The sequence below is a fragment of the Pseudomonas sp. FSL R10-2964 genome (assembly GCF_009600035.1).
Taxonomy (GTDB): Bacteria; Pseudomonadota; Gammaproteobacteria; order Pseudomonadales; family Pseudomonadaceae; genus Aquipseudomonas; species Aquipseudomonas bubulae.
The window spans coordinates 264,171-279,107 of record NZ_WIWH01000001.1; the positions used below are offsets into that span (position 1 = coordinate 264,171).

The 14,937-nt window shown below is 59.4% G+C and carries 15 protein-coding genes; 12 read left to right on the forward strand and 3 right to left on the reverse strand.

The features are described 5' to 3' along the window. Positions 1–251 precede the first annotated feature (251 nt). The 7 genes from prfB to GHN92_RS01345 all read left to right on the forward strand — a co-directional run bounded on the left by prfB (position 252) and on the right by GHN92_RS01345 (position 6,996). Positions 252–1,347 (forward strand): peptide chain release factor 2 gene (gene prfB, locus GHN92_RS01315; protein ID WP_130872011.1). Its coding sequence is split into 2 segments (ribosomal slippage): positions 252–323 and positions 325–1,347, totalling 1,095 coding nucleotides; the frame shifts between segments, so codons are not numbered across the junction. A 112-nt stretch (positions 1,348–1,459) separates the two neighbouring features. Next, complete coding sequence (lysS, locus tag GHN92_RS01320) at positions 1,460–2,962, forward strand: lysine--tRNA ligase (protein ID WP_095001277.1); 1,503 nt, start codon at positions 1,460–1,462, stop codon at positions 2,960–2,962. Between the two features lie 113 nt (positions 2,963–3,075). Beyond that, positions 3,076–3,780 carry a TetR/AcrR family transcriptional regulator gene (locus tag GHN92_RS01325; protein ID WP_095001278.1) on the forward strand — a complete coding sequence of 235 codons (705 nt, stop codon included), beginning with the start codon at positions 3,076–3,078 and terminating at the stop codon, positions 3,778–3,780. A gap of 12 nt (positions 3,781–3,792) precedes the next feature. Continuing rightward, positions 3,793–4,341: a hypothetical protein gene (locus tag GHN92_RS01330; RefSeq protein WP_095001279.1), complete on the forward strand. Its 549-nt coding sequence runs from the start codon at positions 3,793–3,795 to the stop codon at positions 4,339–4,341. 25 nt (positions 4,342–4,366) lie between these two features. Beyond that, positions 4,367–5,644: a flavohemoglobin expression-modulating QEGLA motif protein gene (locus GHN92_RS01335; RefSeq protein ID WP_095001280.1), complete on the forward strand. Its 1,278-nt coding sequence runs from the start codon at positions 4,367–4,369 to the stop codon at positions 5,642–5,644. Positions 5,645–5,761: 117 nt separating this feature from the next. Continuing rightward, positions 5,762–6,673 carry an alpha/beta hydrolase gene (locus GHN92_RS01340; RefSeq protein ID WP_095024890.1) on the forward strand — a complete coding sequence of 304 codons (912 nt, stop codon included), beginning with the start codon at positions 5,762–5,764 and terminating at the stop codon, positions 6,671–6,673. Beyond that, positions 6,670–6,996, forward strand: a complete 327-nt coding sequence (locus GHN92_RS01345) for a hypothetical protein (RefSeq protein WP_029611547.1) — start codon at positions 6,670–6,672, stop codon at positions 6,994–6,996. Before GHN92_RS01340 ends, GHN92_RS01345 begins: the two co-directional genes overlap by 4 nt. A 159-nt stretch (positions 6,997–7,155) precedes the next feature. Here GHN92_RS01345 and GHN92_RS01350 read toward each other — a convergent pair whose 3' ends face one another. Together GHN92_RS01350 and GHN92_RS01355 are read right to left on the reverse strand one after the other, a co-directional pair. Next, positions 7,156–7,935, reverse strand: a complete 780-nt coding sequence (locus GHN92_RS01350; RefSeq protein WP_095001282.1) for an OmpA family protein — start codon at positions 7,933–7,935, stop codon at positions 7,156–7,158. A gap of 66 nt (positions 7,936–8,001) precedes the next feature. After that, positions 8,002–8,415 carry a DUF4398 domain-containing protein gene (locus GHN92_RS01355; protein ID WP_019822131.1) on the reverse strand — a complete coding sequence of 138 codons (414 nt, stop codon included), beginning with the start codon at positions 8,413–8,415 and terminating at the stop codon, positions 8,002–8,004. A gap of 270 nt (positions 8,416–8,685) precedes the next feature. Between GHN92_RS01355 and ppc the strand changes: the two genes are divergently transcribed. The 5 genes from ppc to GHN92_RS01380 all read left to right on the forward strand — a co-directional run bounded on the left by ppc (position 8,686) and on the right by GHN92_RS01380 (position 14,301). Further along, on the forward strand, positions 8,686–11,316 hold the full coding sequence (gene ppc / locus GHN92_RS01360) for a phosphoenolpyruvate carboxylase (protein WP_095001283.1): 2,631 nt from the start codon (positions 8,686–8,688) through the stop codon (positions 11,314–11,316). A 286-nt stretch (positions 11,317–11,602) separates the two neighbouring features. After that, a complete protein-coding gene (adk, locus tag GHN92_RS01365) occupies positions 11,603–12,250 on the forward strand; it encodes an adenylate kinase (RefSeq protein ID WP_095001284.1) in 648 nt (215 codons plus the stop codon). Positions 12,251–12,345: 95 nt separating this feature from the next. Then, positions 12,346–13,029 carry a tRNA (adenosine(37)-N6)-threonylcarbamoyltransferase complex dimerization subunit type 1 TsaB gene (gene tsaB, locus GHN92_RS01370; protein WP_095018182.1) on the forward strand — a complete coding sequence of 228 codons (684 nt, stop codon included), beginning with the start codon at positions 12,346–12,348 and terminating at the stop codon, positions 13,027–13,029. A 116-nt stretch (positions 13,030–13,145) separates the two neighbouring features. Then, positions 13,146–13,433, forward strand: a complete 288-nt coding sequence (locus tag GHN92_RS01375) for a hypothetical protein (RefSeq protein WP_095018181.1) — start codon at positions 13,146–13,148, stop codon at positions 13,431–13,433. 4 nt (positions 13,434–13,437) lie between these two features. Next, entirely contained in the window at positions 13,438–14,301 is an 864-nt protein-coding gene (locus GHN92_RS01380) for a DUF72 domain-containing protein (RefSeq protein ID WP_095018180.1), read from the forward strand. Here the strand turns inward: GHN92_RS01380 and GHN92_RS01385 are convergent. Beyond that, positions 14,298–14,918 carry an energy transducer TonB gene (locus tag GHN92_RS01385; protein WP_095020562.1) on the reverse strand — a complete coding sequence of 207 codons (621 nt, stop codon included), beginning with the start codon at positions 14,916–14,918 and terminating at the stop codon, positions 14,298–14,300. The two genes, GHN92_RS01380 and GHN92_RS01385, sit on opposite strands and share 4 nt — an antisense overlap. Positions 14,919–14,937: the final 19 nt, after the last annotated feature.

The following is a 14,937-nucleotide window of genomic DNA, read 5'->3' on the forward strand; positions in this document are numbered from 1 at the left end:
TGGCGTGTAGTACTTTTCTCTCAAATTGGGTAATTATTCCTATGTAGTATTCAAACTTGTCGTACGGCTGAGATGGCCTCGTCTTTCAGATGTAATTCTGTGCCCATAATCGTGTGCGACGTATCGCTCATCGAAGAAGGCTTGCGACCTGTTGTCACTGGCCACATAACCCCGCCAGGCGGGCTGCTGATACGCTCGGTTTACGGTATACTCCCCGGCTTTGTAAAAATCGCCTGAGAGTGCCGCCAGCCATGGAAATCAACCCGATCCTTAACAGCATCAAGGACCTGTCAGAGCGCTCCGAAACCATTCGGGGGTATCTTTGACTACGATCAAAAGCATGAGCGTCTGACCGAAGTCAATCGCGAGCTTGAAGATCCGAGTGTCTGGAACAACCCTGCATACGCCCAGGAACTGGGGCGCGAGCGCTCCCTGCTGGCGCAGATCGTTGAAACCCTCGATGAGATGCACACAGGCCTGGCCGATGCCAAAGACCTGCTGTTGATGGCCGCCGAGGAAGAAGACCAGGGCGCCGTCGATGACGTGGCCGCTGAAGTTGAACGCCTGCGCGAAGCCCTTGAAAAACTCGAATTCCGCCGCATGTTCAGTGGTGAGATGGATGCCAACAACGCGTACCTGGACATCCAGGCTGGCTCCGGTGGCACCGAAGCGCAAGACTGGGCCAATATCCTGCTGCGGATGTATTTGCGTTGGGCCGACAAGCGCGGCTTCGATGCCACCATCATGGAACTGTCCGCCGGTGAAGTTGCCGGTATCAAGGGTGCAACCGTTCATATCAAAGGCGAATACGCATTTGGTTGGTTGCGCACCGAGATTGGCGTCCATCGTCTGGTACGCAAAAGCCCGTACGATTCGGGCAACCGTCGTCATACCTCGTTTTCGGCTGTATTCGTTTCGCCGGAAATCGATGACAACATCGAAATCGACATCAACCCCTCTGACCTGCGGATCGATACCTATCGCTCCTCTGGAGCGGGTGGTCAGCACGTAAACACCACTGACTCGGCCGTACGTATCACTCACGTGCCGACCAATACCGTGGTGAGCTGCCAGAACGAACGTTCCCAGCATGCGAACAAAGACACCGCGATGAAAATGCTGCGGGCGCGTCTTTACGAGCAGGAAATCCAGAAGCGCAATGCCGCTTCCCAGGCCCTGGAAGACACCAAGTCGGACATCGGCTGGGGTCATCAGATCCGCTCGTACGTTCTCGACGCCTCGCGGATCAAGGATTTGCGTACCAATATCGAGCGCAGCGACTGCGACAAGGTGCTCGACGGCGATATCGACGAATACCTGATAGCCAGCCTGAAACAAGGGCTGTAAGTCGGCAACAAAACGTGTGCGAAGCCAGTGCGATGCCCAGAGGGCGCGCCAAAGCCCGCTTCCCCCTGCCGCAAGGCGGGGGCAACAGAACTGTGATGGAATTTTTAAAGACATGAGCGACCAACAACTCGACCCGCAAGACCTGCAACAGGAAGAAAATGCCCTGATCGCCCTGCGCAAGGAAAAGCTTGCTGCCGTGCGTGCCAAGGGCAATGCCTTCCCGAATGACTTCCGCCGTGACAGCCTCTGCGCTGACCTGCAGAAGAAGTATGCGCAAGCGTCCAAGGAAGAGCTGGCCGAAGCCGCCATTCCGGTGAAGGTTGCCGGTCGCATCATGCTTAACCGTGGCTCGTTCATGGTGATCCAGGACATGACCGGTCGCATCCAGGTCTACGTCAACCGCAAGACCCTGCCGGAAGAAACCCTGGCCGAAGTAAAAACCTGGGACCTGGGCGACATCATTGCCGCTGAAGGCACCCTGGCCCGCTCCGGCAAAGGTGACCTGTACGTTGAAATGACCAGCGTGCGCCTGCTGACCAAATCCCTGCGTCCGCTGCCGGACAAGCACCACGGCCTGACCGACACCGAGCAGCGCTATCGCCAGCGTTACGTTGACTTGATCGTTAACGAAGACGTGCGTCACACCTTCCGTGTACGTTCGCAAGTGATTGCCCACATTCGCAGCTTCCTGATGGCACGCGACTTCCTGGAAGTCGAAACGCCGATGCTGCAAACCATCCCGGGTGGCGCTGCGGCCAAGCCGTTTGAAACCCACCACAATGCCCTGGACATGGACATGTACCTGCGCATCGCGCCGGAACTGTTCCTCAAGCGTCTGGTGGTGGGTGGTTTCGAGAAAGTGTTCGAGATCAACCGCAACTTCCGTAACGAAGGCGTGTCGACCCGTCACAACCCTGAATTCACCATGTTGGAGTTCTACCAGGCTTACGCCGACTACGAAGACAACATGGACCTGACCGAAGAGCTGTTCCGTGAACTGGCGCAGCTGGTTCTGGGCACTACAGACGTACCGTACGGCGACAAGGTGTTCCACTTTGGCGAACCGTTTGTGCGACTGTCGGTATTCGACTCGATCCTCAAGTACAACCCCGAGCTGACCGCTGACGACCTCAACGACATCGACAAGGCTCGCGCCATCGCCAAGAAAGCCGGCGCCAAGGTGCTGGGCTTCGAAGGTCTGGGCAAGCTGCAAGTGATGATTTTCGAAGAGTTGGTCGAGCACAAGCTGGAGCAACCGCACTTCATTACCCAGTACCCGTTCGAAGTGTCGCCGCTGGCCCGTCGCAACGACGAGAACCCGAACGTTACTGACCGTTTTGAGCTGTTCATCGGTGGCCGTGAAATCGCCAACGCCTACTCCGAGCTTAATGACGCAGAAGACCAGGCAGAGCGCTTCATGGCACAGGTAGCCGACAAGGACGCCGGTGACGACGAAGCCATGCACTACGATGCCGACTTCGTCCGCGCCCTGGAATACGGCATGCCGCCGACTGCCGGTGAAGGTATCGGTATCGACCGTCTGGTGATGTTGTTGACCAACTCACCGTCGATTCGCGACGTGATCCTGTTCCCGCATATGCGCCCGCAAGCGTAACGATGCAGAATAAGAAGCCGCCGTTAAAGGCGGCTTTTTATTGCCTGGCATGCAGCCAGCAGAATAATCAGGAGAGTTTGTGGGAGCGCCGCTCAATTCAGAAGGAATCTGTGATGCCTCCTCAAGGCGCAGCAAATGTTGCGGTGGCGCTTGCCCAAAGTGTCGAATACCAGGGTCGCAAGGCCAGCAGGCATGGCAGCGAGCAGCGCCGCCAGTTGATTCTCGATGCTGCCATGCGCATCGTCATACGCGACGGCGTGCGGGGCGTGCGCCATCGGGCGGTGGCCGCCGAAGCGGGGGTGCCGTTGTCGGCAACCACGTATTACTTCAAGGATATCGATGACCTGATCAACGACACCTTCGCCCAGTATGTGGAGCGCAGTGCGGCCTTTATGGCCAAGCTGTGGCAGGGCACCGAAGGCAAGTTGCGGGAAATGATGGCCCAGGGCGATGGCAGCCACCGGGCGCGGGGGCTGCTGGCCGATGATATTGCACGGATGACCGCCGATTACCTTCAGCGCCAACTGCTCACCCGCCGCGACCAGTTGATGGCCGAGCAAGCTTTTCATCAGGCCGCATTGATCAACCCGCGGCTGGCGGTGCTGGTACGTGCCCATCAGCAGATTTTCCTGCAGGGTGCCGGGCAGATCTTCGAAGTGCTAGGCTCCACACAACCTCAGCAGGATGCCAAAGTCTTGACGGCGATTATCGGTCGGATGGAATATCAGGCCCTACTTGATGGCGCGCAGCCCGAGGCGGATGACGACCGTCTGGCTATTCTTACGCGTTACATGCACTTGGTGTTGGCCGCTCTATAGAAGGATGCAGGCATGAAAGTTTGGCGCGTGATGCTTATGGCATTGTCGTTTTTGATGTTGAACGGCTGTCTGGTGACCTTCAGCCAGGCCCCGATCGAGGCGCAGCCGGCACCCAAACAGCTGCTGGGCAAATGGATCAGCAAGGATGCCTGGGGCCAGGCACGCAATCTCGATATCAGTGCCATCGACAAAACACGCTACCAGGCCGTCGTTTACCCCAAGGGCGAACCCAAGGCCCGTGAGCGCTATGTCTTTATCGTCGCCCGCCACGGCAGCCGCTGGTATGCCTCGGCCGCGATACCGGCCAAACTGGGCGGCAACCATACCCTCAGCGGATTTGAGTTGACCGATAACGGCGAACTGGTGATCTACGATCTTGACCTGGATCAGATCAAACAGGCCATTGGCCAGTCCGCGTTGAACGGTGAGCCGGTGGAAACCGCTGAAGGGACGGGTACCCTGATCAAAAGCCCGTCGGCTGAAGTCTTTGCCTATCTGGATGACCCGGCCAATTCCGACGTATTTGTCGAAGCGGCCCGCTATAAACGTGTGGCCAAATAACGCTGTTAACTGAAGGAAGCTGCCGGTGGACGACTACCAGCGCACGATACGCACCTTGTCTGACCGCATCGTGCTGGCACAGACACCGATCCGCGTGCTGGATGCGGTGAAGTGGGATGACAGCATCCGCCAGGGCTTTTTAAAGGCCAAAGGCAAGGCCATGCCTGCAGTTGATCGCGACTATTACCTGGGCCGGCCACTGGCTTTTGATTCGGCGGCGGTGAAGTCCGAGTTCCAGAACATCGAGCGGGATATCACCCGCCAGTTGGGGCAATTCAACCCGGTCGGGCAGATCATGCGGCGCATGTGCAAGGAATACCGCATGGTGGTGCGCATGCTCGAAGCCCGTGGCACCGAGGATTTCGGGCTTATTTCCCAGGAGCTGTATGGCGCAGCTTCCGATGCGTTTCATGCTGGCGATCCGACCCTGGCTGACCTGGGCCTGATGATGTCCGATTACCTGGACAACATCGACGGGCGCGGGGCGCTCAAGGACGAAGCCAAGATCCTGACCGCCAAGGATGCCGTGAATCTGCTGCAAAGCCGCCTGAACAAGGTGTTTGGCGAGGCTGAAGAAACCATCCGCGTGTTCGAGTCCGACGGTATCGTGGCAGATGCGGCGGCGGGTGCCGACTACATCAAGATCCGTACCGATGCGATGTTCAACGAACGCGACGTGCGCGCCCTCGAAGTCCACGAAGGGCTGGTGCATGTGGGCACCACGCTCAATGGCCTGAACCAGCCGATCTGCACCTTCCTGTCCAAGGGGCCGCCTTCTTCCACCGTGACCCAGGAAGGCCTGGCAATCCTGATGGAGATCATCACCTTTGCCTCCTACCCCAGTCGCCTGCGCAAACTGACCAACCGAACCCGCGCCATCCATATGGTGGAGGAGGGCGCAGATTTCATGCAGGTGTACGAGTTTTTCCGCGAGCAAGGCTTCGAGATGCCAGAAAGTTATGGCAACGCGAGTCGGGTTTTCCGTGGGTCGGTGCCAAATGGACTGCCATTCACCAAAGACTTGTCCTACCTCAAGGGCTTCATCATGGTTTACAACTACATTCAGCTGGCCGTACGTAAAGGCAAGCTGGAACAAGTGCCGCTGCTGTTCTGTGGCAAGACCACCCTGGAGGACATGCGAACCCTGCGTCAGTTGGTGGATGAAGGCCTGGTGGTAGCGCCCAAGTACCTGCCGGACCAGTTCCGCGACATGAACGCGCTCTCGGCCTGGATGTGCTTCAGCAACTTCCTCAACCATTTGAGCCTTGACCGTATCGAAGCGGATTACTCCAACATTTTGTGAACCCTGTGGGAGCGGGCTTGCTCGCGATACAGGCGCTGCGGCGTTTCAGTTGAACCGCGTCGATGCCATCGCGAGCAAGCCCGCTCCCACACTCACTCGTTCAGGCGAATCGTTCTGATGAAAATCCTGGCTGCACTCTGCCTGCTGTTGACCCTCAGCGGATGCAGTTCCCTGTTGTTCTACCCTGAGCCCGGCCAGCCGGTTACCCCGAAGGCCGCCGGCCTGGATTATAGCGATGTCACCCTGACTGCCGCCGATGGCACGCGCCTGCACGGTTGGTGGCTACCGGCCAAGAAAGGCGTGCCGCTCAAGGGCACGGTGCTGCATCTGCACGGCAATGGCGGCAACCTGGCTTACCATCTCGGCGCCACTGCCTGGTTGCCGGAGCAGGGTTATCAAGTGCTGATGCTCGACTATCGCGGTTACGGCCTGTCCCAAGGAGAGCCCGGGCTGCCGGCGGTGTATCAGGACATCGATGCCGCTTTTGACTGGTTGCAGCATGAGCCGCAAGCCCGGGGCCTGCCGCTGATTGTGCTGGGGCAAAGCCTGGGCGGCGCCATGGGCATCCACTACCTGAGCGAGCACCCGCAGCAGCGCGCGCGAGTCAAGGCGGTGGTGCTCGATGGCGTGCCGGCCAGTTACCGCGAAGTGGGGCAGTTTGCCCTGAGTACGTCCTGGCTGACCTGGCCGCTGCAGGTGCCGCTGTCCTGGCTGGTACCGGATGCCGACAGTGCTCTTTACGCGATACCGAACATGGGCGACACGCCGATGCTGATCTTCCACAGCCTCGATGATCCCATCGTGCCGCTTTCCAATGGCCTGCGCCTGTACCAGGCTGCGCCACCGCCCAAGGTGCTGCAACTGACCCGTGGCGGCCATGTGCAGACGTTTGCCGACCCGACCTGGCGTCAGGTAATGCTGCGTTACCTGGATGACCCGCAACATTTCAATGGCGTGCGGCGCCTGGGCGAAATTGCCAATTACCCCGCGTCACCGAACACCGAACTTGAATCCGAGAGCCAACAATGAGTGAAGAACGCAACGCCATCCCCCTGATCATCACCGGTATCTGCAGCATTATCGGCACCGTGGGCGCCCTGTGGTACTACGGTTACCTGCATTTTGCCAAGCCCGAGGACGCCTTGCTGCTCAGCGACTTCACCATGCTCAAGACTATCCCGGGGGAGGACTATAAGGTCTCGCTCACGCCGGCCAACCAGGTGGCGCAGTGCATCGACGGCATCATCGTCTTGTTCGATACCGAGCAAAAAGGCCTGACCGGTGTGCTGGTCAACAACAAGAAACAGGCCGTACGTTGCCTGGGCCAGGAAACGCCGAAGCTGGAGCAGTAACGTTCTGTTGTGGGAGCGGGCTTGCTCGCGATTGAATCGCCTCGGTATGCCTGACGAACCGCGCTGTCTGCATCGCGAGCAAGCCCGCTCCCACAGTTGTGAATATATTTGCGCAAAAAAAAGCCCCGCCTGATTACTCAGGCGGGGCTTTTTCATGTCTTACTTCATGGTTGAACGCGGAGCAACCGGCTGGTTGTCGTTGGAGATGGTCACTTCAACGCGGCGGTTCTGGGCGCGGCCAGAATCGGTGCTGTTGCTGGCCACCGGGTATTCCTTGCCATAGCCCTGCGCCACGATGCGGGTAGGGTCTACGCCTTTGCGCACCAGTGCATTACGCACCGACTCGGCACGGCGCTCGGACAGGGTCTGGTTGAAAGCCGCCGAACCGACACTGTCGGTGTAACCCTCGACAATCACCTTGCGGTCCGGGTTCTGCAGCAGGTATTCGGCCAGGGTGTTGATATTGCGCATGCCGTTGGGTTGCAGCTCGGATTTGCCGAACTGGAACAGCACATCACCAAAGGTCACCAGTGTGCCGCGTTCGGTTTGCTTGGCGTTCATGCCTTTGAGTTGCTGGATCTGCGCATCACGGGCATCGAGCAAGGCCTGGTTGCGCGCCGCACCGGCGTTTTTCAGATTGTTTTCAGCGGTTCGCAACGCGATGGTCTGCTTGGCCACTTCCACACGCTGGTTGGTCAGGTAAGCCAGCTGGTCAACCTTGGACTCGTCTTCCTTGTTCAGGTAAGCCTTTTCAGCCTTGTCCAGCCATTCGCTGGCGTCCTTGGTTTCGAGCGCTGCAACCTTGGTCGCTTCAGGGTTGGTTTGCAGGGCCGAGAAGTTGGTCTTGGCGTTTTCCAGGTTGACGTTGGGCTGGTGCGAGCACGCCGCCAGGCCAACGCTCAGGGCCAACAGGGCAGGGATCATTACTGTATTGCGCATGATATGTCGTCCTTTCTATCGATTAGGAATGCTGTGTCGTCAGATGCAGTCAAAAAAGGGCAGCGTTTACTGAACGCTGCGCATGCCTTCCTGACGCAATTGCTGAACGGCATTCTGAGCATCCTGAACAGCCTTCTCTGCTTTAGCTGCCTGGGCCTTGCGCTCTGCTACGCGTGCATCCCACTCAGCCTGTTCGGACAGGCGGCGGGCCTCGTCATATTTTTTGTCATGCATGGCCAGCTCGGCCTGCTTGAGCTTGTCCTGGGCTGACTTCATTTCCACCGGTGCATATTCAGTGGCACCTGCGCTCACGGCGTTGTTCACCGCCGATTGCGTCACGGCGTACTGCTCTGAAGGTGGATTGCCAGCACAACCGGCCAGAACGAAGCTGGTGCCGATTGCCAGCGCAGCCAGTTTTAGCCCGCGCAGGCGAGGTGAGGTGGTTTTGACAGTGCGGGTCATCATGGTCTTCAACTCCATTGGGAAGCTCCTTAAAAAAGCAAATTCCATCACGACTGGCGACGTCACCCGGAGTGTTGGAACACGAGTTCCAGCGGTGATGGTTAATGGCTGTGACCGAAGCGTTTTTTGAATAGTTCAAAAAAAGATGGCATTTGGCCTAAAAGATTTTCTGACCGATTGGTCAGCGCATTTTTTTAAATCTGTGCTTCCCATGGCTTGCCTCCAACTGCCTTTGCAACGCACTCTTGGGGCACGAGCTGTCCCCGGATCCTGCTGGAGAAACTGCTGATGACCGATATTGATGCACGCTTGCGCGATGATGTTCACCTGCTGGGTGAGCTGTTGGGTAATACGATTCGTGACCAATACGGCGAAGCTTTTCTCGCCAAGATCGAGCGCATTCGCCAGGGGGCCAAAGCCGACCGGCGCGGCACCACCGGCGAGGAGTTAAGCGCCATTCTGGACGCCCTGGGCGATGACGAAGTGCTGCCCGTTGCGCGAGCCTTCAACCAGTTTTTGAACCTGGCCAATATTGCCGAGCAGTACGAGCTGATCCACCGCCGTGAAGAAGGCCAGCCCCAGCCGTTCGAGGCGCTGGTGTTGCCGCAACTGCTTGCGCGCCTGCTCGCCGAAGGCCATGACCCCGAGTCGCTGGCGCGCCAGGTCAGCCGTCTTGAAATTGAACTGGTACTCACCGCACACCCCACTGAAGTGACTCGCCGCACCCTGATCCAGAAGTACGATGCCATTGCCGAGCAACTGGCGGCCCAGGACCATCGTGACCTGACCCTCGCGGAAAAATCCGAGATTCATCAGCGCTTGCAGCGGTTGATCGCCGAGGCCTGGCACACCGAAGAAATCCGTCGCACCCGACCTACCCCTGTGGATGAGGCCAAGTGGGGTTTTGCGGTGATCGAGCATTCGTTATGGCACGCCGTGCCGCATATGCTGCGTAAGGCTGACAAAGCTCTGCATGCCGCGACCGGCCTGCATTTGCCGCTTGAGGCCGCACCGGTCCGCTTTGCTTCCTGGATGGGCGGCGACCGTGATGGCAATCCCAATGTCACGGCCAGCGTTACCCGTGAAGTACTGCTGCTGGCGCGCTGGATGGCGGCGGACCTGTACCTGCGCGATATCGACAAACTGGCGGCCGATCTGTCGATGCAACAGGCCTCGGCGCAACTGCTGGCCGCCGCAGGCGACAGCGCCGAGCCGTATCGCGCCGTACTCAAACAATTGCGTGAACGCCTGCGGGCCACCCGCAATTGGGCGCATACAGCCTTGCACAGCACCCAGGCCGCGCCGCCTGAAGTGCTGCAGGACAATCGCGAACTGCTGGCGCCGTTGCAGCTGTGTTATCAGTCCCTGCATGCCTGTGGCATGGGCGTAATTGCCGATGGCCCGCTGCTCGATTTCCTGCGTCGGGCTGTAACCTTCGGCCTGTTCCTGGTGCGCCTCGATGTGCGCCAGGATGCTGCACGCCATGCCTCGGCCATGACTGAAATCACCGATTACCTGGGCCTGGGCCGCTATGAGGACTGGGACGAAGATGCGCGTCTTAGCTTTCTGATGCGCGAATTGAACAACCGTCGGCCGCTGTTGCCCGGTTATTTCAAGCCGGGGGCCGACACCGCCGAAGTGCTGGCGACCTGCCGCGAAGTCGCTGCCGCACCGGGCGCCTCGCTGGGCTCCTACGTGATCTCGATGGCCGGTGCTGCCTCGGATGTACTGGCGGTGCAACTGTTGCTCAAGGAGGCTGGGCTGGAGCGGCCGATGCGGGTTGTACCGCTGTTCGAAACCCTCGCCGACCTCGACAATGCGGGGCCGGTGATCGAGCGCCTGCTGCTGTTGCCGGGTTATCGCGCGCACCTGCAGGGCCCGCAGGAAGTGATGATCGGCTATTCCGATTCGGCCAAGGATGCGGGCACCACCGCGGCCGCCTGGGCGCAGTACCGGGCGCAGGAAGCCCTGGTCAATATCTGCCGTGAGCAAGGCGTCGAGCTGCTGTTGTTTCATGGTCGCGGCGGTACCGTGGGGCGCGGCGGTGGCCCGGCTCACGCGGCCATCCTGTCGCAGCCGCCGGGCTCGGTGGCGGGGCGTTTCCGCACCACTGAACAGGGCGAAATGATTCGCTTCAAATTCGGCCTGCCGGACATTGCCGAGCAAAATCTCAACCTGTACCTGGCCGCCGTGCTGGAGGCCACTTTGCTGCCACCGCCCCTGCCGGAGCCGGGCTGGCGGGTACTGATGGATGAGCTGGCGGCAGACGGGGTCGCTGCCTACCGTGGCGTAGTGCGGGATAATCCGCAGTTCGTCGAGTACTTTCGCCAGTCCACTCCGGAGCAGGAGCTGGGCCGCTTGCCTCTGGGCAGTCGGCCGGCCAAGCGCCGGGCAGGGGGCATTGAAAGCCTGCGGGCCATCCCCTGGATTTTTGGCTGGACCCAGACCCGCCTGATGTTGCCCGCCTGGCTGGGTTGGGAAACTGCATTGCGTCGTGCACTGGAGCGCGGTGAAGGTGATCAACTGGCACAAATGCGTGAGCAGTGGCCCTTCTTTCGCACCCGTATCGACATGCTGGAAATGGTCCTGGCCAAGGCCGATGCCGATATCGCCCGGCTTTACGACGAGCGCCTGGTGAGCCCGGAACTGCTGCCATTGGGTGCGCACTTACGCGACTTATTGTCGCAGGCGTGCGCAGTGGTGCTGGGCTTGACCGGGCAGGCGCAGTTGATGGCACATAGCCCGGAGACGCTCGAGTTCATCCGTTTGCGCAACACTTACCTTGATCCTCTTCATCTATTGCAGGCCGAGCTGCTGGCACGCTCGCGTCGCCAGCAAGCGGCGCAGGACAGCCCTCTGGAACAAGCGTTGCTGGTGACTGTGGCCGGGATCGCGGCCGGCTTGCGCAACACCGGCTAAGGCAAAACAGCGGCAAATGTCGCGCCAGAGCGGGCGGGGACACGGCAGACTGGATGCCGATCGCTGCGCGGGCGCGACACTTTATTGTGGGGTTGCGACCTGTGACACCCGGCCGCACAGGCCCGTTTGGCTGTAATTTTTCCTACTTTGGGCGGCTTGTGTGGGCCGGGCCTGCTGTGTATCTTGATCAGCCCTTGGCCGTTTTGATGGCCATAACCCGATTTTGAGACTGGCCCAAAGAGGCGAGTTTGTTGTCATTTAAATAAAAAATTTGAGGAGCACATCGATGCGCGTAATTCTGCTGGGAGCTCCCGGGGCCGGTAAAGGTACTCAGGCAAAGTTCATCACTGAAAAATTTGGCATCCCGCAAATCTCCACCGGCGACATGTTGCGTGCAGCCGTAAAAGCCGGCACCGAGCTGGGCCTGATCGCCAAAGGCGTGATGGACAGCGGCGGCCTGGTTTCCGACGACCTGATCATCAATCTGGTCAAAGAGCGCATTGCTCAGCCGGATTGCGTAAACGGTTTCCTGTTCGACGGTTTCCCGCGCACCATTCCGCAAGCTGAAGCGCTGGTTAAAGCCGGTGTCGAGCTGGACCACGTGCTGGAAATCGCCGTTGAAGACGAAGAGATCGTCCAGCGTATTGCTGGCCGTCGTGTACACGAAGCCTCGGGCCGTGTGTACCACACCGTCTACAACCCGCCAAAGGTTGAAGGCAAGGACGATGTGACCGGCGAAGATCTGGTACAGCGCAAGGACGACACCGAAGAAACCGTTCGTCACCGCCTGTCTGTTTACCATTCGCAAACCAAGCCGCTGGTGGACTTCTACCAGAAGCTGGCCGCTGCTCAGGGCAAGCCCAAGTACAGCCACGTTGAAGGCGTTGGCTCGGTAGAATCGATCACGGCCAAGGTGCTTGAAGCACTGAGCTGATAAGTCGATTTTGCGTCATGACAACAGCCCGCTTGCGGGCTGTTGTTGTTTATACTGCTGCACTTTTTTCAATTCTGATTCTGACGGGAACACCGATGACCACCTTGCTGGCCCTGGATACCGCGACTGAAGCTTGCTCAGTTGCCTTGTTGCACGATGGCAAGGTTACTAGCCACTACGAGGTGATCCCGCGCCTGCATGCGCAAAAGCTGTTACCGATGATCAAGGCGCTGCTGGCCGCGGCCGGTGTCGAGCTGTCGGCGGTTGAGGCCATTGCCTTCGGTCGCGGGCCTGGTGCCTTTACCGGTGTGCGTATTGCCATTGGCGTGGTTCAGGGCCTGGCCTTTGCACTGGAGCGCCCGGTGTTGCCGATCTCCAACCTGGCGGTCCTGGCCCAGCGTGCTCACCGTGAGCACGGCGCAACCCAGGTGGTGTCGGCGATCGATGCGCGCATGGATGAGGTGTATTGGGGCTGCTACCGCGAAGAAGCGGGTGAGATGCGCCTGCAAGGCGCTGAAGCGGTATTGGCGCCTGAGGCTGCGGCCTTGCCCGATGGTGCTACAGGCGACTGGTATGGCGCGGGCACTGGCTGGGGCTATGCCGAGCGCTTGAACGTCAAGCCGTATGCAATGGACGCAGGCATGTTGCCCCACGCCGAAGACCTGCTGACCCTGGCCCGCTTTGCCTGGGCCCGCGGCGAAGCCATCCGTGCCGATGACGCCCAGCCTGTGTACCTGCGCGACAAGGTAGCGGCTACAAAAGCCGAACGTGGCGTTTGATCCGCTTTTGTAGCAGCTGCAGAGCGGAGCGAGGCTGCTGCTACAAAATGGCCGGCCCATTTGCTTAGTCTGCCCTGCGCCGCTAAATTGTATCTATCGTTACAGAGCATGCAGCCATGCGCATTGACAGCTTTTCTCCCCGGTCATACCCCATCAAGCGCAAGCCGCGTAATGGTCAGGCGGTGGTTGATGAGTCGGTTGAAGACACTGAGGCTGCGCCCGAAAACACCCCCCGCACATCCTCCGGCGCCGAGCGCATCAGCCAGTTGCCGGTGCGCTCGCAAGACATGATCTTCCAGCGCGCCATGAGCAAAAGCGCGGCCAGTGCCCTTGCCAGCTACCTGACCACCGCAGGCTTCGTCGACTGGGAACAGGAAGTGTTGGGCCTGGATCTTTACATCTGAGTACATGACTGACCTTCCTTACTACCTCGGTTGTCCGTCCTGGAGTGAAAACGCCTGGCGCGAAGGGCTGTATCCGCAAAACGCCCGCCCGGCGGATTTTCTTAGCCTGTATGCGCAGGTGTTCAATGCGGTCGAGGGCAACACCACGTTTTACGCCAGGCCTGCACCGACCACGGTGGTCCGATGGGCACAAAGCCTGCCTGAACACTTTCGGCTGACGGCCAAGTTCCCTCGGGATATCAGTCACGGCGGTGATTTGCGCGAGCAATTGCATGCAGCCGAAGACTTCCTGCAACTGTTGCAGCCCTTGGGAGCGCGTGTAGCGCCATTTTGGCTACAACTCCCGGCAAGCTTCGGGCCACAGCGCCTGGCGGAGCTGGTGAGCTTTGTGGACGCCTTGCAGAGGCCGTTGGCGGTTGAGGTGCGGCATCCGGAGTTCTTCGCCAAGGGCGATGCCGAGCGCCTGCTCAATCGTCTGCTGATGGATCGAGGGGTTGAGCGTATCTGCCTTGATTCGCGGGCACTGTTCAGTTGTGATTCGGGCGACCCTGCCGTGCTTCACGCACAATCGAAAAAGCCCAGGGTGCCCCCACGTCCGGCGGCTTTCACGCAATGTCCGCAGGTGCGTTTTATTGGCCGTCCGGAGCTTGAGGCCAACGATCCTTACCTGGTGCCCTGGGTTGAAAAAGTCGCGGGCTGGATCGAGGAAGGGCGCACGCCCTATGTTTTTTTGCACACGCCGGACAATCACCGTGCTCCGGAACTGGCACGGCGTTTTCATCTTCAACTGAGTGAAAGGTTACCTGGGTTGCCGGCATTGCCCGAGCTGCATCCCCCCCAGAGTCGCGAACAACTAGGCCTGCTTTAAGCCGCCAGGCGCAAGTTGTTGACCACCAGCGGGCGTGCCCAGCCCAGATCGAAATCCATGGCCCGTTGTTGCTCGATCAGGGTCATGGCATCGAAGGGCTCGGCAGGCGGCGGCAGCAAGTCAGACTCAAACTCGGCAATGGGCAGATGCAACGCGCGAGGTTCAGGCGCAGGGCCCGGTTCAGGCAGCGGATGGCCCTGAGCCATGACTACTGGGCGCACCCACGTAGTGTTGAAATCCTGCTGGTGTTGTTGCTCTACAATGACCTCAGGCGGGTAGGGCACGGCGGGCGGTGGCAGCAGGTCCAGTTCAAATTCGGCAATGGGCAAAAACAGGGCTTCAGGCGGGCGCAGTTCAGTGTCCTGAACGTCGCAGTGGCGCTGGGTCACGATAGTGCCCAAAACCTCACTGCCGCCACGGGGCTCGGCATTTTCATTTTTGGCTGTCGGCGCTGTATCAACCGTCGCATAGTCTTCAGTACCGGACTGCTCGGCCAATGCCTGGGCGTAGAAGTCCTTCCACAGGTGGTTGACGCTTCCTGTGATCTGGGAATTGTGTCGGCCAAAGTCACCAATGGGCGCAATAAAGCCGATAGATGCGGATTGAATGTCTGACATAACTCTCGGTTGGCGCTCA

Bases quoted from the DNA above. Each gene is read 5' to 3' on its own strand.
- lysS (WP_095001277.1), top strand. From the start codon at position 1,460: ATGAGCGACCAACAACTCGACCCGCAAGACCTGCAACAGGAAGAAAAT.
- GHN92_RS01325 (WP_095001278.1), top strand. From the start codon at position 3,076: ATGCCTCCTCAAGGCGCAGCAAATGTTGCGGTGGCGCTTGCCCAAAGT.
- GHN92_RS01330 (WP_095001279.1), top strand. From the start codon at position 3,793: ATGAAAGTTTGGCGCGTGATGCTTATGGCATTGTCGTTTTTGATGTTG.
- GHN92_RS01340 (WP_095024890.1), top strand. From the start codon at position 5,762: ATGAAAATCCTGGCTGCACTCTGCCTGCTGTTGACCCTCAGCGGATGC.
- GHN92_RS01345 (WP_029611547.1), top strand. From the start codon at position 6,670: ATGAGTGAAGAACGCAACGCCATCCCCCTGATCATCACCGGTATCTGC.
- GHN92_RS01350 (WP_095001282.1), bottom strand. From the start codon at position 7,935: ATGCGCAATACAGTAATGATCCCTGCCCTGTTGGCCCTGAGCGTTGGC.
- GHN92_RS01355 (WP_019822131.1), bottom strand. From the start codon at position 8,415: ATGGAGTTGAAGACCATGATGACCCGCACTGTCAAAACCACCTCACCT.
- ppc (WP_095001283.1), top strand. From the start codon at position 8,686: ATGACCGATATTGATGCACGCTTGCGCGATGATGTTCACCTGCTGGGT.
- adk (WP_095001284.1), top strand. From the start codon at position 11,603: ATGCGCGTAATTCTGCTGGGAGCTCCCGGGGCCGGTAAAGGTACTCAG.
- tsaB (WP_095018182.1), top strand. From the start codon at position 12,346: ATGACCACCTTGCTGGCCCTGGATACCGCGACTGAAGCTTGCTCAGTT.
- GHN92_RS01375 (WP_095018181.1), top strand. From the start codon at position 13,146: ATGCGCATTGACAGCTTTTCTCCCCGGTCATACCCCATCAAGCGCAAG.
- GHN92_RS01380 (WP_095018180.1), top strand. From the start codon at position 13,438: ATGACTGACCTTCCTTACTACCTCGGTTGTCCGTCCTGGAGTGAAAAC.
- GHN92_RS01385 (WP_095020562.1), bottom strand. From the start codon at position 14,918: ATGTCAGACATTCAATCCGCATCTATCGGCTTTATTGCGCCCATTGGT.